This is a genomic window from Burkholderia sp. B10 (genome assembly GCF_004368385.1).
GTDB classification, from domain to species: domain Bacteria; phylum Pseudomonadota; class Gammaproteobacteria; order Burkholderiales; family Burkholderiaceae; genus Burkholderia; species Burkholderia vietnamiensis.
In genome coordinates this window covers 81,007-107,367 of the sequence record NZ_PQMX01000003.1, presented here as the reverse complement: position 1 = coordinate 107,367, position 26,361 = coordinate 81,007, and the positions used below count along the sequence as shown (strand labels likewise).

Below are 26,361 nucleotides of genomic sequence, written 5' to 3'. Positions count from 1 at the left end.
CTGCGTCCGGCCCCGTTTTGCCGGCCCACTTTCACCTCACTCAACCGACATGACAACGACTACCGAACGCGTGGACGGCGCCGCCCAGCATCTCGTCGCCGCCCGCCATGCCGGCGTGCCCGGCCCGCTGCTGCCCGATGCCTGCCGCCCGCAGGACGTCGACACCGCGCTGGCGATCCAGCATCGCGTCGCCGACCTGCTCGGCGAAACCATCGGCGGATGGAAATGTGCGCTGCCGCCGCCGGATCGCGTGATCGTCGCGCCGATCTTCGCGTCGACGATCCGCGAAGCCGATGGGCCGTACCGCGTCGTGGGCGGCCCGATCGTGCGCATCGAGCCGGAGATCGCGTTCATGCTCGATCGCGACCTGCCCGCGCGCGCACAGCCGTACGACGACGACGCCGTGCGCGGCGCGATTCGCGAAGTGCGCATCGTGCTCGAAGTGCTGGGCTGCCGCTATGCGGAGCCGGCCCGCGCGTCGAAGTTCGAACTCCTCGCCGACGGCCAGTTCAACCAGGGGCTGTGTGTCGGCCCCGTCGTGCAAGACGGACTGAACGCACCGCTGGAGACGCTCGCGCTGTCGTTCGAAGGCGCGCTGAACCGCACGATCGACGGCCGCCATCCGGACGGCGATCCGCTCAAGCCGCTCGTGTGGCTCGTGAACTTCCTCGCGTCGCGCGGCGACGGCGCGCGCGCCGGCCAGATCGTGACGACCGGCTCGTATGCGGGCGCGATCGACGTGCCGCTCGGCGATGTGCTGACCGTGCGCTTCGGCGAGCTGGGCAGCCTGACGGTCACGCTGACGGCTTGACGGCCGAGTCGTAGCAGGTCGCGCGCGGCGGTTGAGGCGTCGGTTGACGCTGAGGCCGAGGCGCCCGCAGCCGCTGTTGCCCCGGATTCAGGGCAACGCAGCGGCGCGACTTCCGCGCGCGGCAGCGTCGCAACCGCCTCGGTGACTCGGACGGCATGACGCGCGAGCCGTCGCGAAGTTCGGGCAGGTCGCGCGCCTCGGTCGAGGTTGAAGCGTCGGTTGAGCCTGAGGCAGCCGCTGCCCACGCCGCGCCATGCCGAGCCCAACGTCCCGGCGCGCCTTCGCCACCGGGCTACACCGCAATCACCCCTCGCGCAGCGTGCCGGCGCCACGTGATACCGTTGCACATCGCGCACGCACCGCCTCCACCGGTCCTTCGCCATGCCGCCCGCACCGTTACCCGCCTTGCTCGACGAAGTCCTGCGCACCGTCGATCGCCGTTACCGATTGCCGCCGCTCGTGCCTGCGTCGTCGCTCGACGACGCGACGAATCCGGCCGTCGTCGTCGCGACCGTGATCGACGAAGCGCGCCGCGAGCTCGCCGACGGCCGAGCGCCCGGCGCCGCGTTGCAGCAGCGTTTCGTCGACGCGCTCGCGCGGATCATCCGCGCCGCGATGGACGCGCGCGGCGGCGATCCCGCGTTCCAGGCCGCCGTGTTGCGGCATCGCGCGCCGGTCGTGCGCGAATACGCGTCGCTCGCCGCCCACGCCGAACCGGATCGGCGCACGCTGCGCTCGGCCGTCAACACGATCGCGCATCCGGCGCGGCTCGAGCGGCACGTGCATGCGTGGCAGCGCGCGCCGCTCGCGCGGCTGCATGCGGCCGCGGCCGGCGCGTCGTGGGACACGCTCTACGCCGAACTGCGACACCTGCTTGCGCAGCCGGAAACGGCAGCCGACCCGGCATTCCAGCGGGACCTCGCGAAACTCCACGACAACCCGGCGCTCGCACGTCTGCAGCGCCTCGCCGCGCTGTCGGTCGACCCGGCGGTTCGGCAGTACCGCGCACTGTGGGAACGCCAGGGGCCGCCCGAAGGCAGCGCGCTGGCCGTCGCGCAAGGCGCGACGTCGCAACGGCGCGGCGCGGCGGTCGAAGCGCTGGCCGCGCTGGCCCTCGGGACGCTGGCCGACCAGCTCGACGCGATCGACGCGCAGCGCACGTATCGGGTCGTCACGTCGATGCGCGTGCCGGCGTCGATTCCGGGCAAGCACGACCGCGCGAAGACCGAATGGGACGCGGTGCTGCTCGAGCGCGCGCGCGGCGGCGATCCGTCGACCGCGTGGAACATGCGGTTCCTCGTCGAGGCGAAGGCATCCGCGGATGCGGCCACGTCCGATCTGCCGCGCCTGCTGCGCGGGCTGAGCCTGCTCGCGCAAGCCGATCCGCATACCGTCTACGCGTTCGACACGCGTGAAGGCTCGATACGCGTGCACGGCGCGTCGCTGCACGCGCTGACGATCGACGATGCGGCATTGCAGCGCGAGGTGCTGTACTGCTGCGATGCGTCGGCCGACCCGACGCCGCGGCTGCTCGGCGCGGCCAGCCGGATGCAGCTGCTGTCGACGCCGGCGAGCCTCGCGTATGCGAGCGCGCTGGCGCAGCACGGGGACGCCGACACGGCCATCCTGCAGGCCGTCTGGGAAGCGTTGCTGACGCAACCGTCGTGGCGGCCGGTGCTGCACCAGTACGAATCGCTACGGCAGGTGCGCGCGCTGATGGTCGGCGTCGACGATCTGCTCGCCGCGATCGACGGCGACCAGGCCGACAACGCCGTGAACGATGCGTGACGCGTTACTCGACGCATCGCGTCGCGCGTTGATGCGCGCCGCATAAGCGGTCGGCAGGCTCAACGAGCCTGTGCGGCGCCAGCGCGGCGCGGTCGTCCCAGCCCACGCGCGATTGCGCCGTCCGTCTGCGCTTCGTCTACAACGCTCAAGAGCTTCATCGACCATTCGACGGTCGGCGCCATTCGCGCTGCCAGCCGCGCCGTCCAATGCGCCGCTGGCAGCGGGTAGACGGTTCGGGCCGCCGCGACGCGCGGTGTCCGGCTGAGCCCGACATCGCTGTCACTTTCGGCATCGGCATCGCTCTCCCCACAGACACCAGCGCCCCGCGAAGTCCCCAACTCCCCGCCACACGGATGTACGATACGCGCCGAGGCGAAATCCTCCTGAGAGAACCGGCCGTCGCGCCCCCATCCAAGCACAAGAAAAATGCCAATCACCCTGACGCTGCACCGCAACCTGCTCGCCGCGCTGACGGCCAGCCTGCTTTGCGTTCCCGCCGCCCATGCCAGCTCCGACGACACCTGCGACGTGCAGCTCACGCTGCGGCAGGGCGCCTACTCGTGCGGCAACGTGCCGATGCTAAGCCCCGGCAACGACACGCGGATCAACGCGCTGCTGATGATGGTCGAAAGCCGCAAGGTCGCGCAGGTATTCCCGGACCCGAAGACGATCCCGGCGAAGGAGCGGATCAACCAGATCGTCGTGCCGTTCCCGATGGATTTTTCCGGCTGGATCGATATCGGCCAGAAGTCGCCCGACAAGACCGGCGACGGACAGGACGCCGATCCATCGTCGAACCGCTACGCCGACGGCGAAGGCAGCATCTGCCGCAGCATGGAGTCGGGCGCGCAAGCGTTCAACGACGCCCTGAGCGGAGCGGCCGGCCTTCCCGCCGACGAAGCCGCGCGCCTGCGCGCCGCCCGCGCCGACATCGCGCAGAAGACCTGCGCCGCGGGCGGCGCGACCGCTTCCTGGACGCGACCGCCGGTCAAATCGGCGCTCGCCCGCGACTTCGCGACCTACCTCGACGGCACCAACGCGTTCTATCGCGCCGACTTCCTCACCGCGACGCGCGCGTTCGCGCGCGCGTCGCACGGCGCGAACCCGTGGCTGAAGGAAACCGCGCTCTACATGACCGGGCGCGCGCAGCTGAACGCCGCGCAGGCCAACGCATTCGACAACGACAACCCGGCGCCGTCGCGCGCACGCGTGACGAAGGTGTCGCTCGACGCCGCCGACACCGTGTTTCGCACCTACCTGAAGATCTATCCGCAGGGCGACTACGCGGTGTCCGCGACCGGGCTGTTGCGGCGCATCGCGTGGCTCGGCGGCAACGTCACGCAACAGGCCGACCTGTACGGTCACGCGCTCGCGCGCTGGTCGCCCGCGACGTCGAACGTGCCGCTGATACAGCTCGCAAACGAACTCGACAGCAAGCTGCTGTTCGGGCCAGAATTCGACGCGAGCCGGATCCAGTCGCCGACCGTGCTCGCGACCGTCGACCTGCTGCGCATGCGCACGTCGGACAGCACGGACCCGAGCCGCAACAAGCCGCTGACGCTGGACGATCTGCAGGCGCAGAAGCCGCGCTTCGCGAACGCGCCGGCGCTGTACGACTATCTGGTCGCGACCTGGTATCTGCAGATCGGGCACAAGCCCGATGCCGCGCTCGCACTGCTGCCGCAGGCGCCGGCCGCGCCGCTCGACTACTTCGGACTGAGCCAGCAGGCGCTGCGCGGCTTCGCGCTGGAGGACAGCGGCAAGGCCGATCAGGCGCGGCAGCTGTGGCGCGACCTGATCCCGCTCGCGACCCTGCGCTTCCAGCGCGAGGCGCTCGAACTCGCGCTCGCGATCAATCTCGAACAGGCCGGGCGCGTCGACGACGCGTTCGCCGCCGATTCGCCGGTGCAGAATGCGGCGATCCGCGCCGTGCTGTTGCAGCGTACGGCCGGGGCGGCGCTGCTGCGCACGCAGGCGCAGAACCCAGCGACCAGCGCGGCGCTGCGCGACACTGCGCTGTACACGCTGCTGTACAAGGAGCTCACGCGCGGCCGCTACGCCGACTTCGTCGCCGATACCGCGCTGGTGTCCGGTGCGCCGGCCGAGCCGCTGAAGCCGTTCGTCGCGTCCGGCGCGCGCAATGCGGACGGCTACGTGTGCCCGTCCGCGCGCGACATCGCCGCGGCGCTGCAGCAAAACCCCGCCGACGCACCAGCGCTCAACTGCCTTGCGGACTTCGTGCGCCTTCATCCGCCCGCAGCCGGCATCGAAAGCTATGCGACCCCGGCGTGGCTGCGCAGCGCGCCGGCCGCCGCCACGCGCGTGCCGCCGACGCTCGGTGACGCGCCGTCGCAGTTCGCGGGCAAGCCGTACGAGCGGATGTCGAGCTACGTGACGGTGATCGCCGATGCGCAGGCGAACCCGAACGATCGCGCGTATGCGCTGTACCGGGCGATCAACTGCTATGCGCCGGCCGGCTCCAACGAATGCGGCGGCAAGGACGTACCGAAGAGCGCGCGCAAGCGCTGGTTCGACACGCTGAAGACCAGCTATGCGGGCACGCCTTGGGCGCGCAAGCTGCGCTACTACTGGTGAGCGCCGCATGAGGCGGCTCGCGTGCGTCGCGCTGCTGCTGGCGGCCCGCGCGGCGCTGGGCGGCACCGTCGATGCGCGCGACTACGACGCGTTCTGGCTGTGGGCCGGCGTGAAGCCGCAGCCGGTGGTGAGCGGCGCGCGCACCGTGTACGTGCTGCTCGGGCAGATCGAAGCGTCGCCGCGCGACGACTCGCAGGTGCGCGTCATCGCGCAGGGCGTCGCGCTGCCGCGCGCGCCGAACGCGCGCGTGTGGCTCGTCTACCGCGCACACACGCTGCGCTGGACGCCGCGCGTGTCGCAGATCATGCTCGCGCAGCTCGAACGCTGGCGCGCGTCGGGCCGCACCATCGCCGGCATCCAGATCGACTTCGACGCACGCACGCGCCATCTGCAGGACTACGTCGAATTTCTGCGGACGCTGCGCCAAAAGCTGCCCGCCGAATGCCAGCTCAGCATCACCGGGCTGCTCGACTGGAGCAGCCGCATCGATACCGATCAGGTCAACCAGCTTAGGGGAATCGTCGACGAGGTGGTCGTGCAGACGTATCAGAGGCGCAGCACGATCCCCGATTACGCCGCATACCTGCCGCGCGTCGCGCGGCTCGCGCTACCGTTTCGCATCGGCGTGATCCAGGGCGGCGAGTGGGACGCGCCGCCGTACCTCGCGGCCAATCCGTGGTTCCGCGGCTACGTCGTGTTTCTGCGCAACGGCTAACGCGCGGCTATGCGGCGGTGGCGCCGCCCGCGTGGGCAGTGCCGCGCCGCCGCTAGCTGATTACGCCTGGACGAACGCCAGCAGGTCGGCGTTGAGGACGTCCGCGTTGACCGTCAGCATCCCGTGCGAATAGCCGGGATAGGTTTTCAGCGTGCCGTTCTTCAGCAGCTTGATCGACTTCAGCGCCGCGTCTGCGATCGGCACGATCTGGTCGTCCTCGCCGTGCAGCACCAGCGTCGGCACCGAGATCGACCGCAGGTCTTCCGTCTGGTCGGTTTCGGAGAACGCCTTGATCCCGTCGTAGTGCGCCTTCGCGCTGCCGATCATCCCCTGACGCCACCAGTTCTGGATCACGCCCTGATGCACCGTCGCCCCGGGCCGGTTGAAGCCGTAGAACGGGCCGGACGGCACATCGAGGAAGAACTGCGCGCGGTTGTCGGCGAGCGCCTTGCGGAAGCCGTCGAAGACCTCGAGCGGCAGCCCCTCCGGATTCGCGTCGGTCTTGAGCATCAGCGGCGGCACCGCGCTGACCAGCACCGCCTTCGCGACGCGGCCGGCCGGCTCGCCGTGCCGCGCCACATAGCGCGCGACCTCGCCGCCGCCGGTCGAGTGGCCGACGTGCACCGCGTTGCGCAGGTCGAGCGCTTCGACCACCGCAAACGCATCGGCCGCGTAGTGATCCATGTCGTGGCCGTCCGACACCTGCGCCGAGCGCCCGTGGCCGCGGCGGTCGTGCGCGATCACGCGAAAGCCGCGTTGCACGAAGAACAGCATCTGCGCATCCCAGTCGTCGGAAGACAGCGGCCAGCCGTGGTGGAACATGATCGGCTGGGCGTCCCTCGCGCCCCAGTCCTTGTAGAAGATGTCGACGTGGTCCTTCGTAGTGATGTACGGCATGGCTGCAGGCTCCTTTGGGGTAGGTGGACGTCGCATGCCGGCGGGCCATCCTGGCGGATGGCGGGATCGAGTTGCGGCGCGGCGGCACATGCCGCGCCGCTCGATTCGGCACCTCTTCGTTGTAGCGGAAAACTGCGACCGCGTCATGAAGCCAAATACATGAGCGCACGCAGCGGCGCCCGACAGCGCGCCAGCGCACACTCTTTTGCGCAACTAACCGTGTGAATTCGCGACGCTCGCGCGGCGGCGTGCCCGCGCATCAGCCGTCGGTCGGCACGGTCAGCGGCTCCCATGCGCGGATGTCGTCCTGCAACGCCGCCCATTTGGCGCGCACGAGGCGCAGCGCGTCGCTGCCGAGCAGCAGATGGGCCGGCGGAGCATCGGCTTCGATGACGGCGAGCATCGCCTGCGCGGCCTTCACGGGATCGCCCAATTGCCGGCCGCTGTTGCGTTCGCGCGCCTGCCGGACCGGATCGAACAGCGCGTCGTAATCGGCGATCGAGCGCGGCGTCCGCGTCATCGAACGGCCGGCCCAGTCGGTGCGGAACGAGCCCGGTGCGACGGCCGTCACCGCGATGCCGAACGGCGCGAGTTCCTTGCCGAGCGCTTCGGAGATTCCTTCGAGCGCGAACTTGCTGCCGCAGTAATAGGCGATGCCCGGCATCGTGATGTGCCCGCCCATCGACGTGATGTTCAGGATGCGGCCGCGCCGGCGTGTGCGCATGAACGGCACGACGGCCTTAGTCATCGCGACGGCACCGAACACGTTCACGTCGAATTGCCGGCGCAGCTCCGCGAGCGGCGACTCCTCCACGATGCCTTCGTGTCCGTAGCCGGCATTGTTGACCAGCACGTCGACGGGCCCGACGCTCGCCTCGAGCTCCGCGACCACGCGGTCGATGCGCTCGAAGTCGGTCACGTCGAGCACGCGGCCGATGGCCGCCTGCGGGGACAGCGCTTCGAACGCGCGCCGCGCATCGTCGCTTCTCACGGTGCCGACCACCGTGTACCCCGCCGCCAACGCCTGCTGCGCCAACGCCCGGCCGAAGCCGCTGCTCACGCCGGTGATGAGCATGATGGTGCCTGATGCCATGTGAAGTTCTCCAGAAAGTCGATCACGGCATGCATGCTAGTCTGAGGGCCTGCGACGAATAACGCCGATTCCGCTGAGATTCTTGCCTAAAGCTATGAGCGCCATCATCACGTCACTGCCATCGCCGTCGTCGCCGCCGGCGCAGCGCCGCGCGCGGCTGAGCCGGATCGTACGCACGCGCGGCGAACGCCGGCGCGGGCTGGCCGCCGTGGTCGAGCACCCAGTTCTGGTCGTAGCCGTGCGCAATGGCGAGCTGCGGATCGCGGTCGCGCAGATGCGCGCCGATCGGCGTCAGCTGGCGCAGGTCCATCGGCGTGCCGGCCACGCTCGCGAGCGCGCCGGTCGGAATCGACGTCGCATCGGTCGGCGTGAAGCGCGACGCGGCGATCTCGATCAGTTGCCGTTCGACGCTGCCGCCGTCGTGCCCCGCCAGATTGAAATAGCTGTGGTTGGTCAGGTTGACGACCGTGTCCCGGTCCGTCGTCGCGCGATAGTCGATGCGGATCAGGTCGTCGCGCGTCAGCGTGTAGGTCACGTCGGTGGTCAGCGTGCCGGGGAAGCCGTTTTCGCCATCGGGGCTCACGTAACGCAGCGTCACGCTGGAACCGTCGGCGTCGCTGCGCGTGCCCGTCACCGTCCACACCTTCGCGTCGAAACTATCGGGGCCGCCATGCAGCGTATTCGGCGGATCGTTGACCGGCAGCGTCCAGGTCTTGCCGTCGAGCACGAAGCGCCCGCGTGCGATGCGGTTCGCATAGCGGCCGATCAACGCACCGAAATGGATGTTGCCGTTGTGCGCCTCGTAGTCGCGCAGCGAATCGAAGCCGAGCACGATATCGGCGGGCTTGCCGTTGCGGTCCGGCACGTCGAGCGCCGTCACGATGCCGCCGTACGTGATGATCTTCAGCGTCACGCCGTGCGCGTTGGCGAGCGTGTACTGGCTGACCGGCTGGCCGGCCGCGGTGGTGCCGTAATCCGCACGGCTGACGGACACGTCGGGCGCGGTCGATGCAGCCGACGCAGCGTTCGAGCCGAGAGCAAACGTTGCGCACGCACAGATCGCGAGCACCGGGCGCCGTGTCGAGAGCGGGTTCATGGACGACCTCCGAAACGGTTGGGTCCATCGCGCCGCGCAATCTGCATGCCTGCCGGGCGCGCGACGATCGCGCGCGACCACCGCCGCAAACGAATACGGCCGCCCGAAGGCGGCCGCATCGATCAACGAGGCGCAGCGCTTACTTGCTGTAGTCGTACACGCCGCGGCCGGTCTTGCGTCCGAGGCGCCCGGCCGACACCATCTCGCGCAGCAGCGGGCACGCGCGATACTTGGTGTCGCCGAAGTCCTTCAGGAACACGTCCATCACCGCGAGGCAGACGTCGAGCCCGACCAGATCGGCCAGCGCGAGCGGCCCGATCGGATGGCTCGCGCCGAGCTTCATGCCGACGTCGATCTCCTCGGCCGTCGCGATGCCTTCGGCCAGCACGAAGAACGCTTCGTTGATCATCGGCACCAGGATCCGGTTCACGACGAAGCCCGGCGAGTTGCGCACGCCGATCGGCGACTTGTCGAAACGCTCGGTCAGCGCGCGCACCGCGCTCGCGGTCGCGTCGCTCGTCTGCAGCCCGCGGATGATCTCGACGAGCGGCATCAGCGGCACCGGGTTGAAGAAGTGCATGCCGATGAAGCGCGACGAATCGGCGAGCAGCGCGGCGAGCGAGGTGATCGAGATCGACGACGTGTTGGTCGCGATGATCGCGTCGGGCCGTGCGACCGACTCGATCTGCTTCAGGATGCGGCCCTTCAGCTCGACGTTCTCGGTCGCGGCTTCGATCACGATGTCGACCGCAGCCAGCTTCGCGTAATCGGTCGACGTCGTGATGCGCGCGAGCGCCGCGTCGCGCGCGCCGGCCTCGAGCTTGTCCTTCGACACGAGCCGCTCGAGGCTGCCCTTCAGTGTCGCGAGGCCCTTGTCGAGCGCCGCGTCGCTGACGTCGATCATCACGACGTTGAGTCCTGCAACGGCCGCGGTTTGCGCAATGCCGTTGCCCATGGTTCCGGCGCCCACGACGCCGACGGTTTCGATGGTCATGACGATTCCTGTGTGTTCGGGTGCTGTGCGCCCCGATTATCAAATATTCTCGAAGATCGCGGCAATGCCCTGACCGCCGCCGATACACATCGTCACGAGCGCGTAACGGCCGCCGATGCGCTTGAGTTCATACAGCGCCTTGACGGTGATCAATGCGCCGGTCGCGCCGATCGGGTGACCGAGCGAGATGCCCGAGCCGTTCGGGTTCACCTTGGCGGGATCGAGCCCGAGCTCCTGCGTCACCGCGCACGCCTGCGCGGCGAACGCCTCGTTCGCCTCGATCACGTCGAGATCGGCAACCGTCAGGCCGGCGCGCTGGAGCACCTTCTGCGTGGCCGGTACCGGGCCGATGCCCATGTAGGCCGGATCGACGCCCGCATGCGCATACGCAACCAGGCGCGCGAGCGGTTTCGCGCCCTGCGCGCGTGCGGCGTCGGCGCTCATCATCAGCACCGCGGCGGCCGCATCGTTGATGCCCGACGCGTTACCGGCCGTCACCGTGCCCTCTTCCTTCACGAACACCGGCTTGAGCTTCGTGAAATCGTCAGGGCCGGCGTCGTGGCGCACGTGCTCGTCGGTGTCGAACGCGACTTCGCCCTTCTTCGTGCGGATCGAGATCGGCAGGATCTGATCCTTGAAGCGGCCTTCCGCGATCGCGCGCGCCGCGCGGCGATGCGATTCGAGCGCGAGCGCATCCTGCGCGTCGCGCGAGATGCCGTACTTGCGTGCGACGTTCTCGGCCGTCACGCCCATGTGGATCGTCTGGAACGGGTCGTGCAGCGCGCCGAGCATCATGTCGATCAGCTTCGCATCGCCCATGCGCTGCCCGAACCGCGCGGACGGCACGGTGTACGGCGCGCGGCTCATGTTTTCCGAGCCGCCGGCGATCGCGACCTCGGCATCGCCGAGCATGATCGTCTGCGCCGCCGACACGATCGCCTGCAGGCCCGAGCCGCACAGACGGTTCACGGTCAGCGCGGGCGTGTGCTGCGCCACGCCGCCGTTGACCGCCGCCACCCGCGCCAGATACATGTCCTTCGGCTCGGTGTTCACGACGTGGCCGAACACCACGTGGCCGACCGCATCGCCCGGCACGTTGGCGCGCGCCAGCACTTCGCCGACGACCTTCGCGCCGAGATCGGTCGGCGAGAAGTCCTTCAGGCTCCCGCCGAAATCGCCGATCGCGGTACGGACCGCGCTCACCACCACGACTTCCTTCGCTGCATTGCTCATCGTCTCACTCCGGTTCGGTCGCGCCTGCGGGCGCGACCATGAATTGCATTACATGTTCGGATAATTCGGCCCGCCACCGCCTTCCGGCGTGACCCACACGATGTTCTGCGTCGGGTCCTTGATGTCGCAGGTCTTGCAGTGCACGCAGTTCTGCGCGTTGATCACGAGCCGGTCGCTGCCGTCGTCGTTCTTCACGAACTCGTACACGGCAGCCGGACAGAACCGTCCCTCCGGCCCTGCATAGGTGCGCAGGTTCACGTTCACCGGCACGCTCGCATCCTTCAGCGTCAGATGCGCCGGCTGGTTCTCCTCGTGGTTCGTGTTCGAGATGAACACCGACGACAACCGGTCGAACGTCAGCTTGCCGTCCGGCTTCGGATATTCGATCGGCGTGCATTGCGACGCCGGCTTCAACATCTCGTGGTCCGCATGCTTGTGGTGCAGCGTCCACGGCACGTTGCCGCCCATCAGCTTCTGCTCGAGCCCGACCATCAGCGTGCCGAGATACAGGCCCTTCGCCATCCACTGCTTGAAGTTGCGCGCGCGGTACAGCTCGGTATACAGCCACGACTGCCGGAACGCGTCCGGGTAGGCGTGCAGCTCGTCCGACTGGCGGCCGGCCTGCACCGCATCGAACGCCGCGTCGGCGGCCAGCATGCCGGTCTTGATCGCCGCGTGGCTGCCCTTGATGCGCGACGCGTTCAGGAAGCCCGCGTCGTCGCCGATCAGCGCGCCGCCCGGGAACACCGTCTTCGGCAGCGACAGCAGCCCGCCCGCGGTGATCGCACGTGCACCGTACGACACGCGCTTGCCGCCTTCGAGGAACGCGCGGATCGACGGATGCGTCTTGTAGCGCTGGAATTCCTCGAACGGCGACAGGTACGGGTTCGTATAGCCGAGGCCGACCACGAAGCCGACCACGACCTGGTTGTTGTCCATGTGGTACAGGAACGAACCGCCGTAGGTGTCCGACTTCAGCGGCCAGCCGGCCGTGTGGATCACGAGGCCCGGCTTGTGCTTGGCCGGATCGATCTCCCACAGCTCCTTGATGCCGATGCCGTACGCCTGCGGATCGGCGTTCGCGTCGAGCTTGAACTTCGAGATCAGCTGGCGGCCCAGATGACCGCGGCAGCCTTCGGCGAACAGCGTGTACTTCGCGTGCAGTTCCATGCCGAGCTGGAAGTTCTCGGTCGGCTCGCCGTCCTTGCCTACGCCCATGTTGCCGGTGGCGACGCCCTTCACCGAGCCGTCGTCGTTGTAGAGGATCTCCGCGGCCGGAAAGCCGGGGAAGATCTCGACGCCGAGCGCTTCGGCCTGCGTGCCGAGCCAGCGCGTGACGTTGCCCAGCGAGATCACGTAGTTGCCGTGATTCTTGAAGTTGTCGGGCAACGCCCAGTTCGGCGTCGTGACCGCGCTCTGCTCGGACAGGAACAGGAAGCGGTCCTCGGTCACCTCGACGGTGAGCGGTGCGCCGCGTTCCTTCCAGTCGGGGAACAGCTCGGTGATCGCGCGCGGGTCCATCACCGCGCCCGACAGGATGTGCGCGCCGATCTCGGAACCCTTCTCGAGCACGCACACGCCGATCTCGGCGCCTTTCTCGGCGGCCAGCTGCTTGAGCCGGATCGCCGCCGACAGCCCGGCGGGGCCGCCGCCGACGATCACGACGTCGTATTCCATCGATTCGCGCGGGCCGTATTGCGCGAGCAAGTCCTGGGTGGTCAAAATACTGTCTCCTCCTGCGCTCCGACCGTGGCGGTCAGAACTGGTCTTCCGTCAGCGCGAGCACGCTCTGGTTACCCTTCGCGCCGACGATCGACGCTTCGAGCGCACCGGCCTGCACGAGCACGTGTTCCGCATAGCATTGGGCGATCGCGATCTTCGCGTCGTAGAACGTCACGTCGCTCGCGCGGTTCGCGTCGGCCGCGAGCAGCGCACGCGCCATCTGCCATCCGCACAGCACGACGCCCGCCAGCTTCAGGTAAGGCACGCTGCCCGCGAACACCGCGTTCGGGTCCTGCTTCGCATTGGCGAGCACGTAGTCCACCACCGCCGACAGCGCGCGCGCGCCCTTCTCGAGCTGCGCCTTCATCGATGCGGCGGCCGCGCCGTCGACCTTGCCGAGCGCCGCGACGGTTGCGTCGATCTCCGCGATCAGCGCCTTCGCGACCGCACCGCCGTCGCGCAGCGTCTTGCGGCCGACGAGGTCGTTCGCCTGGATCGCGGTCGTGCCTTCGTAGATCGCGAGGATGCGCCCATCGCGGTAATACTGCGCCGCGCCGGTTTCCTCGATGAAGCCCATCCCGCCGTGCACCTGCACGCCGAGGCTCGCGACGTCGTTGACCATCTCGGTGCTCCAGCCCTTCACGATCGGCACCAGATATTCGTAGATGGCCTGATGGCGCGTGCGCGTCGCGTCGTCCGCATGGCGGTGCGCAATGTCGCTGTGCGCAGCCGCGACGTACGCGAGCGCGCGCGCGCCTTCGGTCAGCGCGCGCATCGTGCCGAGCATCCGGCGCACGTCCGGGTGGTGGATGATGGTCACCGACTGCTTCGCCGATCCGTCGACCGGGCGGCTCTGCACGCGCTCCTTCGCGAAGGCCGCGGCCTTCTGGTACGCGCGGTCGGCCACGCCGATCCCCTGCATGCCGACGCCGAAGCGCGCCGCGTTCATCATGATGAACATGTATTCGAGGCCGCGGTTCTCCTCGCCGACGAGGTAACCGATCGCGCCGCCGTGGTCGCCGTATTGCAGCACCGCGGTCGGGCTCGCCTTGATGCCGAGCTTGTGCTCGATCGACACGCAGTGCACGTCGTTGCGGGCGCCGAGCGAGCCGTCTTCGTTGACCAGGAACTTCGGCACGATGAACAGCGAGATGCCCTTCACGCCCTCCGGCGCGTTCGGCGTACGCGCGAGCACCAGGTGGACGATGTTGTCCGCCATGTCGTGCTCGCCCCACGTGATGAAGATCTTGGTGCCGAACACCTTGTACGTGCCGTCGCCCTGCGGCTCGGCGCGCGAGCGCACCAGCGCGAGGTCCGAACCGGCCTGCGGCTCGGTCAGGTTCATCGTGCCCGTCCACTCGCCCGAAATCAGCTTCGGCACGTAGCGCTGCTTCTGCTCGTCGGTGCCGGCCGTCAGCAGCGCTTCGATCGCGCCGTCGGTGAGCAGCGGGCACAACGCGAACGACAGGTTCGCCGCGTTCAGCATCTCGATGCACGGCGTCGCGATCAGCTTCGGCAGCCCCTGACCGTCGTACTCGACCGGGTGTTGCAGGCCCTGCCAGCCGCCTTCGACGAACTGGCGGAACGCGGCGCCGAAACCGGGCGTCGCCGTCACGGCGCCGTCCTTCCAGCTGCTCGGGTTGCGGTCGCCGTCGACGTTCAGCGGCGCCAGCACCTCGCCGCAGAATTTCGCGGACTCGTCCAGCACGGCCTGCGCGGTGTCGTAGCCGGCGTCCTCGAAGCCGGGCAGCTGCGCAACGGTGTCGATGCCCGCGAGTTCCTTCAGCACGAACAGCATGTCCTTGACGGGGGCGTTATAGCTCATGGTCGTTGTTCCAAATCAGGCAGTGAATGAAGCGCGCGGCCCGCGCGGCTGCGGCAAAACCGGCCAGCACCAGGCGACGTCGTGGCCCATCGTAATGCCGACGCGGCCGTTTCCCACTGTCATATCCGGCCCAGATAGTGACAAAACCGGCCACACGATGCGCGCATGCCGACACCCGAACCCGGCCCTTGCGCAGCGTGTGCCGACGCGGATTTCCACGGGGCCGACGCGGCCACGGCACGCCGATCGGGCGGCCGGGGCGGCGCGCCGGTCATCGCGATGGACGCCTTCTATGGGAAAACCCTAGGGCCTGCGCGCGCTGCGCATTTCGCATGCCGGTGCCGCGCTGCACGATGCGCGGCAGACTGGCCGCGTCGGTCGCCGATCCGGATGCCGCGCCGAGACGCGCGCGTCGACGAAACACAGCGGCGCGGCAAAAGACAGCCGCGATGCGACCGCGTGCTGCCCTTGTCCGACGCAGGCGCGCGGCGCCCGGACCGCGTCGGCGCCGCACCGCGAACGACCGATCATCCTGTGATGCAATCTCGCAACCGGTCCACGAAACACAGGCATGATTCTGGTAACTTGACGCACCGGCCCGAGCGCTTCGCGACGGCCATCACCCATCTTTCATACCATGACACTACAGATTGGGATTCCTCTGGAGACAGCCACCGGCGAACGGCGCGTTGCGACCGTGCCCGAGGTGGTCGAGAAACTGATCAAGCTGGGGTTTGCGGTCGCCGTGCAAAGCGGCGCCGGTGCCGGCGCGAACTTCGACGACGACGCCTATCGCACGGCCGGCGCGAGCATCGCCGCCACGGCAGGCGAGCTGTGGTCCGGCAGCGACATCGTGTTCAAGGTGCGCCCGCCGAGCGCCGACGAAGTCGCGCTGATGCGCGAAGGCGGCATGCTGATCGGTTTCGTGTGGCCGGCGCAGAACCCCGACCTGATGCAGCAGCTCGCGGCGAAGCGCGCGACCGTGCTCGCGATCGATTCGCTGCCGCGCACGCTGTCGCGCGCGCAGAAGATGGACGCGCTGACGTCGATGGCCGGCATCAGCGGCTACCGCGCGGTGATCGAGGCCGCGCATGCGTTCGGCCGCTTCCTGAACGGGCAGGTCACGGCGGCCGGGAAAATCCCGCCGGCGAAGGTTTTCATCGCCGGCGCGGGCGTGGCCGGCCTCGCCGCGATCGGCACGGCCGCGAGCCTCGGCGCGATCGTGCGTGCGAACGACACGCGCGCCGAAGTGGCCGACCAGGTGAAGTCGCTGGGCGGCGAATTCGTCAAGGTCGACTACGAAGAGGAAGGCTCGGGCGGCGGCGGCTACGCGAAGGTGATGAGCGAAGGCTTCCAGCAGGCGCAGCGCGCGATGTATGCGCAGCAGGCGAAGGACGCCGACATCATCATCACGACCGCGCTGATCCCCGGCAAGCCGGCGCCGAAGCTGATCACCGCCGAGATGGTGCAGTCGATGAAGCCCGGCAGCGTGATCGTCGACATGGCCGCCGAACAGGGCGGCAACTGCGAGCTGACGGTGCCCGGCGAGGCGGTCGTGCGCCACGGCGTGACGATCGTCGGCTATACCGACCTCGCGTCGCGCCTGTCGCGGCAGTCGTCCACGCTGTATGCGACCAACCTGCTGCGCGTGCTCGAGGAGCTGTGCAAGGGCAAGGACGGCGCGATCGACGTCGACTTCGACGACGACGCGATCCGCGGCCTGACCGTCATCAAGGAAGGCACCGTCACCTGGCCGGCGCCGCCGCTCAAGCAGCCGGCCGTCGCGCCCAAGCCCGCGGCCGCCGCACCCGTCGCGGCCGCGCCGGCGAAGTCCAAGGGCCACGGCCACAGTGGCGAGCCGATGTCGGCCAAGGCGCTCGCGATCGTGTTCGCGGTCGGCGCGCTCGCGTTCCTGCTGGTCGGCCAGTTCGCGCCGGCCAGCTTCCTGTCGCACTTCACGGTGTTCGTGCTCGCGTGCTTCGTCGGCTACATGGTGATCTGGAACGTCACGCCGTCGCTGCACACGCCGCTGATGAGCGTGACCAACGCGATCTCGTCGATCATCGCGATCGGCGCGCTCGTGCAGGTGGCGCCGCCGACGGCCGAGCTCGCCAATGCCGGCGATCGTCCGTCGGGGCTGATCCTCGGCCTCGCGGTCGGCGCGCTGACGCTCACCGCCGTCAACATGTTCGGCGGCTTCGCGGTCACGCGCCGCATGCTCGCGATGTTCCGCAAATAAGGGGACGACAACCATGACTTCCAATCTGACCACCGTCTCCTATATCGGCGCCGCGATCCTGTTCATCCTGAGCCTCGGCGGGCTCGCCAACCCTGAAACCGCGCGCCGCGGCAACCTGCTCGGGATGATCGGCATGCTGATCGCGGTGCTGGCCACCGTCGCCGGGCCGCGCGTGTCGGCAGCGGGCATTCCGTACGTGATCGCCGCGCTGGTCGTCGGCGGCGCGGTCGGCCTCTATGCCGCGAAGAAAGTGCAGATGACGCAGATGCCGGAGCTGGTCGCGCTGATGCACAGCCTGGTCGGCCTCGCCGCATGCCTGGTCGGCTTCGCGAGCTACGTCGACACGTCGCTGCAGTTCGTCGGCGCCGAGAAGGCGATCCACGAGGTGGAGATCTACGTCGGCATCCTGATCGGCGCGATCACCTTCGCGGGCTCGATCGTCGCGTTCGGCAAGCTGTCGGGCAAGATCGGCGGCAAGCCGCTGCTGCTGCCGGCAAGGCACTGGCTGAACCTCGCCGCGCTGCTGATCGTGATCTACTACGGCCGCGCGTTCCTGCATGCGGAAACCATCCAGGACGGCATGCTGCCGCTCGTCGTGATGACGGTGATCGCACTGCTGTTCGGCGTGCACATGGTGATGGCGATCGGCGGCGCCGACATGCCCGTCGTCGTGTCGATGCTCAACAGCTACTCGGGATGGGCCGCGGCCGCGACCGGCTTCATGTTGGGCAACGACCTGCTGATCGTGATCGGCGCGCTGGTCGGCTCGTCCGGTGCGATCCTGTCGTACATCATGTGCCGCGCGATGAACCGCAACTTCATCAGCGTGATCGCGGGCGGCTTCGGCAGCGGCGCGGGCGCACCGGCCGCCGCGGGCGGCGCCGCGCAACCGGCCGGCGAGGCCGTCGCGGTGAGCGCGACGGAGACGGCCGAGCTGCTGCGCGAAGCGAAGCGCGTGATCATCGTACCCGGCTATGGGATGGCGGTGGCGCAGGCGCAGCACACGGTGTTCGAGCTGACCAAGCTGCTGCGCGAGAAGGGCGTCGACGTGCGCTTCGCGATTCACCCGGTCGCGGGCCGCATGCCCGGCCACATGAACGTGCTGCTCGCCGAAGCGAAGGTGCCATACGACATCGTGCTCGAGATGGACGAGATCAACGACGACTTCCCCGACGCCGACGTGTCGATGGTGATCGGCGCGAACGACATCGTGAACCCGGCCGCGCAGGACGACCCGACGAGCCCGATCGCGGGCATGCCGGTGCTCGAGGTGTGGAAGGCGAAAACGTCGATCGTGATGAAGCGCAGCATGGCGTCCGGCTATGCCGGCGTCGACAATCCGCTGTTCTACAAGGACAACAACCGCATGTTGTTCGGCGACGCGAAGTCGATGCTCAACGAAATCTTCGGCGCGTTGAAAGCCTGATCGCGACGGCGCGCGCGGCCGGTGGCACGCCGGCCTGCGCCGCGCACGAATGCGATGACCGTCGGCCCGTCCCGCAGCGATGCGCGACGGGCCGACGCGCATGTGCGCCATCGGTACGGGGCCGGCAAGGTGGCGGCCCGGCTGGGATGCCGTCCATGGGAGCGCGGCAAGGATGCCGGTTATGGGAAAGCGCTACGCGCGCCGCCGGTACGTGCCCGGCGTACTGCCGGTCCAGTGGCGAAACGCGCGGTGGAACGCGCTCGGATCGTCGAAGCCGAGATCGGTGCCGATCGCCGCGATCGTGTCGAGCGTATCGGTGAGCCGCTGGATCGCGATGTCGCGTCGCAGCTCGTCCTTGAGCGCCTGGAAGGTGGTGCCTTCGGCGGCCAGATGGCGGCTCAGCGTGCGCACTGAGCAATGCAGATGTTCGGCCGCCCGCTCGATCACCGGCAGCTCGGGCAGCGCCGCCGACAGGTACTGCCGCACGCGGTGGCAGACGAGCTGCTCGCTGAACGATTCGAAGATCCAGTCGCCCGGCGCGCGCGCGAGGAACTTGCGCAGGTTGCGCTTGCTCTGCCGGATCGGCACGTCGAGCAGGTCGGCGCTGAAGCGCATCAGCGTGCGCTCGCAGTCGAACTGCACGGAGCCGGAGAAGAAGTACAGATGATCGATCGCATGCCGCGGACGCGGGCACGCGAATTCGATCCGCAGCAGCGGGATCTTCTGCCCGATCAGCCAGGAACACACGCCGTGCACGAGCTTGAGCATCAGCTCCTGGCCGAGCGCGCCGATCGGGCCGATCGCCGGGTTCGGACGCAGCAGCACCTGCGCGACCAGGCCGTCGCGCGTCGATTCGACGAAGAAGTCGTCGAGCAGCAGATGAAAGAACTGGCCGAAACGATACAGCGCCGTGCCGAGGTTGCGCGCATCGAGCAGGCTCAGGCACAGGTACTTCAGCGTGCCGCGGCGCAGCGGGCGCGAGAAGATGCCGGGCATCTCGTCGTCGAGGTCGATCGCGAGCGTGCGGTACAGCGTCGAGAACTGATCTTCGGTCACGCGCGCATGCGGCTCGCCGAGCAGTTCGAGCGGAATGCCGGCGCCGCGCAGGTAGCGCTCGACCACGTCGCGCTGCGCGCCCGCGCTCGCGAGAAAGCCGTTGACGAGCGAAATCGGCACCGTCGCGCTGGGCGACGGCAGCGCACGCCCAGGCTGGGCGGGAGGTGAATCTGTACCGGTCATCGCGTCCCCGTCGGTCGAACCGCTCGCATTGTACTTGAGCGACCCATGGCGGGCTTGCGGGGCTTTCCGGTGTTTCGGGGCTTTCGGGACGACCGCGCCGGCCGGCGAGCCGGCCCGCGCGTCGTCGCCCGCGCGGCGCGTGCGCACCATCACTGCGCGTGGCTGAGTTCCCGGCGCAGGATCTTGCCGACCGTCGACTTCGGCAGCCGCTCGACCACGCGGATCTGCTTCGGCACCTTGTAGCCGGCGAGGTTCGCACGGCAATGCGCGACGATCTCGGCCTCGCCGATGGTCGCGTCGGGCGCGAGCACCACGAACAGCTTCGGCGCCTCGCCGGTGCGCTCGTCCGGCACGCCGATGCACGCGCATTCGGCCACGCCCGGCAGCGCGGTCACCACCGCTTCGACTTCGTTCGGATACACGTTGAAGCCCGACACGATGATCATGTCCTTCTTGCGGTCGACGATCTTCAGGAAGCCGGCCGCGTCGAACACGCCGATGTCGCCGGTGCGGAAATAGCCGTCCTCGGTGAACGCGGCCGCGTTCGCTTCGGGCTTCTGCCAGTAGCCGCCCATCACCTGCGGCCCGCGCACGCAGATCTCGCCCGCGCCGCCGATCGCGACCTCGCGGTTTTCGTCGTCGAGCAGCTTCACGTCGGTCGACGGCAGCGGCAGGCCGGTCGTGCCCGTGAACCGGTCGACCGACTGCGGATTGAACGTGACGACCGGCGACGTTTCCGACAGCCCGTAGCCTTCGCGGATGAAATTGCCCGTCACCGCCTGCCAGCGCGCGGAGATCACGTCGATCACGGCCGCGCCGCCGCCGGCCGACAGCTTCAGCCGCGACCAGTCGACTTCCTTCAGCCGCGGATGGCCCGCGAGCCCCGCATACAGCGTGTTGACGCCGACGAACACCGACGGCCGCGCGGCCTTCAGCACGTCGATCAGGCCGTCCATGTCGCGCGGATTGGCGACGAGCCAGTTCTGCGCGCCGATCGCGAAGTAGGACAGGAAGTTCACCGTCAGCGCGAAGATGTGGTACAGCGGAATCGCCGTGACGACGACCTCCTCGCCCGGCCGCCGCGCGGCCGGCACGATCGCCGCGAATTGCTCGACGTTCGCGATCAGGTTGCGGTGCGACAGCGCGGCGCCCTTCGACAGCCCGGTCGTGCCGCCCGTGTATTGCAGCAGCAAGAGATCGCTGCCGTCGAGCGCAACCGGCGCGCGTTGCAGCGCCGCGCCGGCCGCGAACGCGTCGGCGAGCGCGAGCGAGCCGGGCGGCAGCGCCGCGCATGCGCCGGCCGGCGCATCGACGACGCCGAGATCGTCGCGGCCCACGGTCAGCACCGTGCGCACGCGCGTCTTGCCGACCACGTCGGCGAACGTGGCCATCGACCCGCCGCACACGACCGCCACTTCGACGCCCGCGTCGTTGAGCTGGTGTTCGAGTTCGTGCGGCGTATAGAGCGGGTTCACGTTGACCTGGACCGCGCCGATGCGCGCGAGCGCGACGAACACCACCGGAAACGCCAGCACGTTGGGCAGCATCACGGCCACGCGGTCGCCCTTGCGCACCTGCGCGACCTGCTGCAGGTACGCGGCGAGCGCGGCCGACAGGCGGTCGACGTCCGCGTAGGTCAGCGTGCGGTCGGACGCGCGGAACGCAGGATGGCCGGCGAAGCGGCGCATCGCGTCGTCCAGCAGCGCGGTTACGGATGGAAAGCGATCGGGGTCGATCTCGGCGGGGATCGAGCCATACGACCCGATCCAGTGTCTCTTCGTCATGTCCTGCTCCTCGGGGGACGGCGCCACGCGGCGCCGTTCGCACGGCGGCCCGCGCATCGGATGCGCGCGGGCCGTCGCCTGATCGACGAATATCGCGCGCGCGGCCCGCTTTGAAAATGATTCGCGCGGCCGAAAACATGATCGAAACGGACACACCGGCGCGCCAGTCCGTAAACCGCAAACCCGCCCGCCCCCGCGGCGACACAATGCGCACGCAGGCGCAGGATCAGGGTGAACCCTATGGCGCGGCCGCGCGTTCGGGGGCAGAATCGCCAACCCGGAACGGTATCGAATCGGACGTACACCCAGCCATGCCGCGCACCGCGCACCTGAACCCGACGGCCGCCCGCGCGGCGGCGCTGCCCGAGACCCTGCCCGCCCATGCGTTGCGCGACAAGCGCTTTTCGCCGGCGAAGCTCGCCGTGCTCGTCGACGTCGCGCGCGAACTCGGGCTCGATTCGTCGGCGGTGCTCGCCGGCACGGGCCTGTCGCCGGAGGCCGTCGCCGATCCGTTCACGCTCACGTCGCCGCTGCAGTTCCTGAGCGCCGCGCGCAACGCGCTCGAGCGCTACGACGGCGCCGACCTCGGCGTGCGCGTCGGCCGCCGGCTGCATGCGTCGAGCTACGGGATGTACGGCTACGCGATGCTGTGCTCGGAGTCGCTCGCGCGCGCGTTCGATTCAGCCGTCAAATATCACCGGCTCGCGAACGGGATGCTGACGATCCGCTGGGTCGAACAGGGCGACACCGCGGCGTGGCTGTTTCCCGATCCGCACGAAGCCGCGCTGGCCGGCCCCGATCTGCCGCTGTACCGCTTTCTGATCGACATGCAGTTCGCGCTGCACGTGACGGTCATCAAGGACGTGATGGGCGCGTGGTGCGTGCCGGCACGCGCGCAGTTCGCGCAGCCGCGGCCCGCGCACGCGGCGCTGCTCGCCGAGGCGCTCGAATGCCCGATCGCGTTCGACCAGCCGCACCATGTGTTGAGCTACCCGGCCGCGTGGCTCGCCCGCGCGCCACAGCTCGCGAACCCGATCACCGCCGCGCAGGTGTCGTCGCACTGCGCGCATCTGCTCGACGAATTGCGCAGCCAGGCCGACGTCACGCGGCGCGTCTACCAGGAGCTCACGCGCACGCCCGGGCAGTTTCCGGACATCGTCGCGATCGCCGGCACGCTGTGCATGACGTCCCGCACGCTGCGCCGCAAGCTCGACGCCGAAGGCACGTCGTACAGCGAATTGCTGACGAGCGTGCGCAAGGCGCTCGCGATCGACTACCTGAGCACCACCACGCTCAGCACCGAGGACATCGCGCTGACGCTCGGCTTCAGCGACGCGGTCGGGTTCCGCCACGCGTTCAAGCGCTGGACCGGCACGACGCCGACCGAAGTACGGCGCAAGCGCGGGACGTGACGCGCGGGACATGACTCGTGCGCCGCGCCCGTGCGGGCCGCGCATGCACGGTCATTGCGGATCGCCGGGCGCCGGCTGCGCGATCGTGAGCGCGAACTCGAACATCGCGCCGCGCCCGTCCCGGTCGACGAGCCGGATGTCGCTGCCGTTGAGCGCCAGCATCCGGTGCACGATCAGCAGGCCGAGGCCGCCGTTCGTCGCCATGCCGCCGCTGGCGGGCCGCTGCGGTCGCTGGAACAATCCTGCGCGGCGCGCCAGCGGGATCCCTGCGCCGGTGTCCGACACGGTCACCACCACGCGGTCGTCGCGCGGCGTCAGCGCGACTTCGATTGCGCCGTGCTGCGGCGTGTGCCGCAATGCGTTGTCGAGCAGATTGGTCAGCACGCGCTCGATCATCGCGAGATCGGCCGACACGGCCGGCACGCGCGGCGGGATGCGCGCCTGCAACGCGATGCCGCGCGACTGGGCCGCGAGTTCGAACTTCTGGAACACGTCCTGCACGAGATCGACGAGCGAGAACGGCTCGCGCTCGGCCTGCACACTGCCCGACTCGAGCCGCGCGAGCTCGAACAGCGCCTGCGCCAGCCGCCCGACCTTGGTGCTCTGCGCGAGCGCGATCGACAGGTAGCGGCGGCGCTCGGCGTCGGCGAGCGTGTCGGCCTTCAGCGACAGCGTTTCCAGATAGCCGTGCAGCGAGGTCAGCGGCGTGCGCAGATCGTGCGAGATGTTCGTGATCAGCTCGCGCCGCTGCTGGTCCTGACGCGTCAGCGCGCGCCACTGCTCGCCGATCCGGTCGGCCATCTGGGCGAACGCGGACTCGAGCACCGCGAGGTCGTCGCCGCGGCGTCCCGGCGCGGGGCGCGGCAGCGGCGGCTGCGTGTCGGGCGCGCCGTTCGCGTCGAAGCGGCGCATCGCGTCGGTCAGCCGGCGCAGCGGCCGCGTGATGAAGCTGAACGCGATCAGGCCGGCCACCAGCCCGAGCAGCGCGACGACCGCCATCGACCACAGCGTCGTGCGCAGCACGTTGCCGGCGTCGACGCGCGCGGCCAGCCGGTCGTGCGCTTCGCCGAGCAGCACCACGTAGACGTAGCCGGACGGCGGCTGCCCGGCGCGCTGCAGCGGCGCGGCGCTGAACACCTTGCGCGCGTCGATGCTGCGCGGATCGTCGCCGAGGATCGGCAGCGGCTCGCCTGCGATGAAGCGCTGCACCGGCGCGAGATCGACGCGGGTGCGCTTCACGTGCCCGGGCGGCGCGTCGTCGCCCTCGATGCGCCCCGCGTTGTCGAGCAGGTAGACCTCGACGCTCGGGTTCACGCCCATCAGTTGACCGAACAGCCGGCGCACGGCATCCGGGCGCAGGCCGTTCGCGTCCATCAGCGGCGTGCTGCTGGCGATGTGCGCGGCGAGATCGCGCGACAGCGCCTGCACGACTTCCTTCTCGCGCATGTCGTTCGCGCGGATCTGCAGCCACGCGGACGCGCCCGAACACGCGAGCAGCAGCACCGCGAACACGCACGACAGCCGCTGGGTCAGATTCAGCTTCATCACGCGTCCCGCTGGCCCGGTGCGGCCAGCTTGTAGCCGCGCCCCCACACCGTGAGGATCCGCACGGGCTCGGCGGGATCGGCCTCGATCTTCGCGCGCAGCCGGTTGATGTGCGTGTTCACCGTATGTTCGTAGCCTTCGTGCCGGTAGCCCCATACGGCGTTCAGCAGGTCCATCCGCGAGAACACCTTGCCCGGATGCCGGGCGAAGAAGTACAACAGGTCGAATTCGCGCGGCGTGAGGTCGATGCGCGTGCCGTCGACGCTCGCCTCGCGCGCGATCGGATCGATCGACAGGCCGGCGACGTCGAGCGTGCCGGCGTCGAGGCGCGAGTCGCGCGCGAGCGCGTCGACGCGCCGCAGCAGCGCCTTCACGCGCGCGACCAGCTCCAGCACCGAGAACGGCTTCGCGAGGTAATCGTCGGCGCCGAGTTCGAGGCCGAGAATCCGGTGCACCTCGCTCGAGCGCGCGCTCGTGATGATGATCGGCGTGTAGCGCGTCATCGCGCGGGCGCGCCGGCAGATTTCGAGGCCGTCGACGCCGGGCAGCATCAGATCGAGAATCAGCGCGTCCCAGTTTCCCTGCTCGAGCAGGCGCAGGCCTTCGGCGCCGTCCGCACTGTGGACGACTTCGTAGCGCTCGTCGCGCAGATGCAGGCTCAACACGTCGGCGATGTCGGCGTCGTCTTCGACGATCAGGATGCGTTTGGCGTGATCCATGGCGAACGAGCCAGTGCGTCGGTAAGGGTGTCGGGCGCGCGAGCGCGGTAGTGGCCGCGGGCTGTGGCGGAGCGGCCGAGCGGCGGCGGCCGACACATCGTGCGGCCGCGATGCCGTCATTGTGCAGAATTTTGCGGCGGCGAGGGATCACAAATCGTTTAACTCTGGGGCGGGCCTGGGCCGGCAAGTCGTTCTTCCTTTCGTCCAGGCGCCGGACAGGCGGCAGCGCATGGCGCGATTACGTCGAACACGAGCGATACGCGTCGCGGTTACTGAGGAACCCGATGTCAACACTCTGCCGAAGCGGCATCGTCGATGCGTCTTGTTCGTACCCACAAACGAGCGCGGAAAATCGCAACCGGTTTTGATTCCCGACGCCAAATACCTCCCGGGAGTGCCGATCGTACGTGTACGCTGTTCAGCTATACATCGAGATCGGAAAATCCCGCACCGATCGCGTCGTTCAAGCCCGTACCACGGCCCGTTGGATCAGTCGACTCTCGGTCGACTGGCCGCCGGCTCAAGTCCGGCCGGCCCTATCAATGCAGAGGAATTACATGTCGCCTCTTGACCGCATGCTATCGCGTGCAACACCGCAAACCGGCCAAGGCCGCCGAAGGGTCTTGGTGCGCGTCTGGCTCGACGACGAAGGTCGGGTGCGCGACTTGAAGGTCCGCCGAAGTTGTGGCGACCCGGTCGGCGACGAGCGCGCCCTCCATGCAATCGCCGTCATGCGCTTTCCACGCGGTCAGCTGGGTTCAGGAGGCGGCACGTCGCAGCGGTGGCACGATCTCAACTACGACGTCGACTGAGGTGCCGACGTTGAGCGGCATGCTCGTAAGCAGTCGATAAGTATCGTCCGGTCGTGGCCGGATGCGTTTGGCGGCGGTTCATCACGTCAATGCGCCTGGTACTCGCCCTGCCGAATGGACCATACAATTGCGCGCTTCACTGATGGCACTGAGCTTTACCAGGACTTCGTCGTAATTCAGTACGGTATCGATCGCCAGGACGTGACGCAGTTTGCGAATCTGCTTGATGGTCTTGTTGCCGAGCCGGATCGGAGCGGGGCCGCCGTCATCGACTTCGACTGGCCGCGCGCGCTCGACTGCGATGCCGCAGGTTCGCGCGATCGAATCAAGGAGGACCTCCAAGCGTTGCGAGCAGTCGCCTGACTCGATGCTTCCAGCGCGTTCGCCCACGTTATGGATGGATGGTTGCACCGTCC

The 26,361-nt window shown here is 68.9% G+C and carries 19 protein-coding genes and 1 pseudogene; 9 read left to right on the top strand and 11 right to left on the bottom strand.

The annotated features are described in order from the left end of the window. Positions 1-49: 49 nt before the first annotated feature. The 4 genes from C3Y15_RS02570 to C3Y15_RS02555 all read left to right on the top strand — a co-directional run bounded on the left by C3Y15_RS02570 (position 50) and on the right by C3Y15_RS02555 (position 5,909). Positions 50-811, top strand: coding sequence for a fumarylacetoacetate hydrolase family protein (locus C3Y15_RS02570; protein ID WP_011879801.1), 762 nt, complete (start codon positions 50-52; stop codon positions 809-811). Between the two features lie 381 nt (positions 812-1,192). Beyond that, entirely contained in the window at positions 1,193-2,599 is a 1,407-nt protein-coding gene (locus C3Y15_RS02565; protein ID WP_124259732.1) for a 3-deoxy-D-arabino-heptulosonate 7-phosphate synthase, read from the top strand. Between the two features lie 426 nt (positions 2,600-3,025). Further along, positions 3,026-5,194, top strand: coding sequence for a hypothetical protein (locus tag C3Y15_RS02560; RefSeq protein ID WP_059497206.1), 2,169 nt, complete (start codon positions 3,026-3,028; stop codon positions 5,192-5,194). Between the two features lie 7 nt (positions 5,195-5,201). After that, the gene (locus C3Y15_RS02555; RefSeq protein ID WP_059460776.1) at positions 5,202-5,909 is read left to right on the top strand and encodes a DUF3142 domain-containing protein; all 708 of its coding nucleotides are present in this window, start codon (positions 5,202-5,204) and stop codon (positions 5,907-5,909) included. 60 nt (positions 5,910-5,969) lie between these two features. On the opposite strand, the gene C3Y15_RS02550 is transcribed toward C3Y15_RS02555, so the two are convergent. The 7 genes and pseudogenes from C3Y15_RS02550 to C3Y15_RS02520 form a co-directional block, all read right to left on the bottom strand. Continuing rightward, positions 5,970-6,806 (bottom strand): alpha/beta hydrolase, encoded by an 837-nt coding sequence (locus tag C3Y15_RS02550; RefSeq protein WP_059497204.1) that lies wholly within the window; start codon positions 6,804-6,806, stop codon positions 5,970-5,972. 259 nt (positions 6,807-7,065) lie between these two features. Beyond that, complete coding sequence (locus C3Y15_RS02545; protein WP_059497202.1) at positions 7,066-7,899, bottom strand: oxidoreductase; 834 nt, start codon at positions 7,897-7,899, stop codon at positions 7,066-7,068. A 160-nt stretch (positions 7,900-8,059) separates the two neighbouring features. After that, positions 8,060-8,995 (bottom strand): annotated as a pseudogene (locus tag C3Y15_RS02540) (aldose epimerase family protein); the annotation flags it as partial. 139 nt (positions 8,996-9,134) lie between these two features. Next, positions 9,135-9,989, bottom strand: coding sequence for a 3-hydroxybutyryl-CoA dehydrogenase (locus tag C3Y15_RS02535; protein ID WP_059497200.1), 855 nt, complete (start codon positions 9,987-9,989; stop codon positions 9,135-9,137). Between the two features lie 39 nt (positions 9,990-10,028). Continuing rightward, a complete protein-coding gene (bktB, locus tag C3Y15_RS02530; protein WP_011879792.1) occupies positions 10,029-11,222 on the bottom strand; it encodes a beta-ketothiolase BktB in 1,194 nt (397 codons plus the stop codon). A gap of 48 nt (positions 11,223-11,270) precedes the next feature. Further along, positions 11,271-12,944 carry an electron transfer flavoprotein-ubiquinone oxidoreductase gene (locus C3Y15_RS02525; protein ID WP_124259731.1) on the bottom strand — a complete coding sequence of 558 codons (1,674 nt, stop codon included), beginning with the start codon at positions 12,942-12,944 and terminating at the stop codon, positions 11,271-11,273. A gap of 34 nt (positions 12,945-12,978) precedes the next feature. After that, positions 12,979-14,769, bottom strand: coding sequence for an acyl-CoA dehydrogenase (locus C3Y15_RS02520; protein ID WP_011879790.1), 1,791 nt, complete (start codon positions 14,767-14,769; stop codon positions 12,979-12,981). A gap of 637 nt (positions 14,770-15,406) precedes the next feature. Between C3Y15_RS02520 and C3Y15_RS02515 the strand changes: the two genes are divergently transcribed. Both C3Y15_RS02515 and pntB read left to right on the top strand, forming a co-directional pair. Further along, positions 15,407-17,008: a Re/Si-specific NAD(P)(+) transhydrogenase subunit alpha gene (locus C3Y15_RS02515; protein ID WP_059453807.1), complete on the top strand. Its 1,602-nt coding sequence runs from the start codon at positions 15,407-15,409 to the stop codon at positions 17,006-17,008. A 13-nt stretch (positions 17,009-17,021) separates the two neighbouring features. Continuing rightward, a complete protein-coding gene (gene pntB / locus C3Y15_RS02510) occupies positions 17,022-18,434 on the top strand; it encodes a Re/Si-specific NAD(P)(+) transhydrogenase subunit beta (protein WP_014725601.1) in 1,413 nt (470 codons plus the stop codon). 192 nt (positions 18,435-18,626) lie between these two features. Here the strand turns inward: pntB and C3Y15_RS02505 are convergent, their stop codons facing one another. Next, on the bottom strand, positions 18,627-19,673 hold the full coding sequence (locus C3Y15_RS02505) for an AraC family transcriptional regulator (protein WP_041494422.1): 1,047 nt from the start codon (positions 19,671-19,673) through the stop codon (positions 18,627-18,629). Between the two features lie 149 nt (positions 19,674-19,822). Further along, a complete protein-coding gene (locus tag C3Y15_RS02500; protein ID WP_060082449.1) occupies positions 19,823-21,457 on the bottom strand; it encodes an AMP-binding protein in 1,635 nt (544 codons plus the stop codon). 311 nt (positions 21,458-21,768) lie between these two features. On the opposite strand from C3Y15_RS02500, the gene C3Y15_RS02495 reads away from it, so the two are divergent. Next, positions 21,769-22,869, top strand: a complete 1,101-nt coding sequence (locus C3Y15_RS02495; RefSeq protein ID WP_124259730.1) for an AraC family transcriptional regulator — start codon at positions 21,769-21,771, stop codon at positions 22,867-22,869. 51 nt (positions 22,870-22,920) lie between these two features. Here the strand turns inward: C3Y15_RS02495 and C3Y15_RS02490 are convergent, their stop codons facing one another. Both C3Y15_RS02490 and C3Y15_RS02485 read right to left on the bottom strand, forming a co-directional pair. Further along, the gene (locus tag C3Y15_RS02490; protein ID WP_124259729.1) at positions 22,921-24,414 is read right to left on the bottom strand and encodes a HAMP domain-containing sensor histidine kinase; all 1,494 of its coding nucleotides are present in this window, start codon (positions 24,412-24,414) and stop codon (positions 22,921-22,923) included. Further along, positions 24,414-25,133: a response regulator transcription factor gene (locus tag C3Y15_RS02485; RefSeq protein WP_011879783.1), complete on the bottom strand. Its 720-nt coding sequence runs from the start codon at positions 25,131-25,133 to the stop codon at positions 24,414-24,416. The genes C3Y15_RS02490 and C3Y15_RS02485 overlap by 1 nt, the downstream gene beginning before the upstream one ends. Positions 25,134-25,759: 626 nt before the next feature. Here C3Y15_RS02485 and C3Y15_RS02480 point away from each other — a divergent pair. Together C3Y15_RS02480 and C3Y15_RS02475 are read left to right on the top strand one after the other, a co-directional pair. Beyond that, on the top strand, positions 25,760-25,945 hold the full coding sequence (locus tag C3Y15_RS02480) for an energy transducer TonB (RefSeq protein WP_186445488.1): 186 nt from the start codon (positions 25,760-25,762) through the stop codon (positions 25,943-25,945). A gap of 114 nt (positions 25,946-26,059) precedes the next feature. Beyond that, positions 26,060-26,308 carry a hypothetical protein gene (locus C3Y15_RS02475; protein WP_043292574.1) on the top strand — a complete coding sequence of 83 codons (249 nt, stop codon included), beginning with the start codon at positions 26,060-26,062 and terminating at the stop codon, positions 26,306-26,308. The last annotated feature ends 53 nt before the right edge of the window (positions 26,309-26,361 follow it).

Coding starts and splice junctions, on each gene's coding strand:
- C3Y15_RS02505 (WP_041494422.1), bottom strand. CDS start 19,673: ATGACCGGTACAGATTCACCTCCCGCCCAGCCTGGGCGTGCGCTGCCG.
- C3Y15_RS02570 (WP_011879801.1), top strand. CDS start 50: ATGACAACGACTACCGAACGCGTGGACGGCGCCGCCCAGCATCTCGTC.
- C3Y15_RS02565 (WP_124259732.1), top strand. CDS start 1,193: ATGCCGCCCGCACCGTTACCCGCCTTGCTCGACGAAGTCCTGCGCACC.
- C3Y15_RS02560 (WP_059497206.1), top strand. CDS start 3,026: ATGCCAATCACCCTGACGCTGCACCGCAACCTGCTCGCCGCGCTGACG.
- pntB (WP_014725601.1), top strand. CDS start 17,022: ATGACTTCCAATCTGACCACCGTCTCCTATATCGGCGCCGCGATCCTG.
- C3Y15_RS02475 (WP_043292574.1), top strand. CDS start 26,060: ATGGACCATACAATTGCGCGCTTCACTGATGGCACTGAGCTTTACCAG.
- C3Y15_RS02500 (WP_060082449.1), bottom strand. CDS start 21,457: ATGACGAAGAGACACTGGATCGGGTCGTATGGCTCGATCCCCGCCGAG.
- C3Y15_RS02485 (WP_011879783.1), bottom strand. CDS start 25,133: ATGGATCACGCCAAACGCATCCTGATCGTCGAAGACGACGCCGACATC.
- C3Y15_RS02545 (WP_059497202.1), bottom strand. CDS start 7,899: ATGGCATCAGGCACCATCATGCTCATCACCGGCGTGAGCAGCGGCTTC.
- C3Y15_RS02550 (WP_059497204.1), bottom strand. CDS start 6,806: ATGCCGTACATCACTACGAAGGACCACGTCGACATCTTCTACAAGGAC.
- C3Y15_RS02520 (WP_011879790.1), bottom strand. CDS start 14,769: ATGAGCTATAACGCCCCCGTCAAGGACATGCTGTTCGTGCTGAAGGAA.
- C3Y15_RS02535 (WP_059497200.1), bottom strand. CDS start 9,989: ATGACCATCGAAACCGTCGGCGTCGTGGGCGCCGGAACCATGGGCAAC.
- C3Y15_RS02555 (WP_059460776.1), top strand. CDS start 5,202: ATGAGGCGGCTCGCGTGCGTCGCGCTGCTGCTGGCGGCCCGCGCGGCG.
- bktB (WP_011879792.1), bottom strand. CDS start 11,222: ATGAGCAATGCAGCGAAGGAAGTCGTGGTGGTGAGCGCGGTCCGTACC.
- C3Y15_RS02490 (WP_124259729.1), bottom strand. CDS start 24,414: ATGAAGCTGAATCTGACCCAGCGGCTGTCGTGCGTGTTCGCGGTGCTG.
- C3Y15_RS02495 (WP_124259730.1), top strand. CDS start 21,769: ATGCCGCGCACCGCGCACCTGAACCCGACGGCCGCCCGCGCGGCGGCG.
- C3Y15_RS02515 (WP_059453807.1), top strand. CDS start 15,407: ATGACACTACAGATTGGGATTCCTCTGGAGACAGCCACCGGCGAACGG.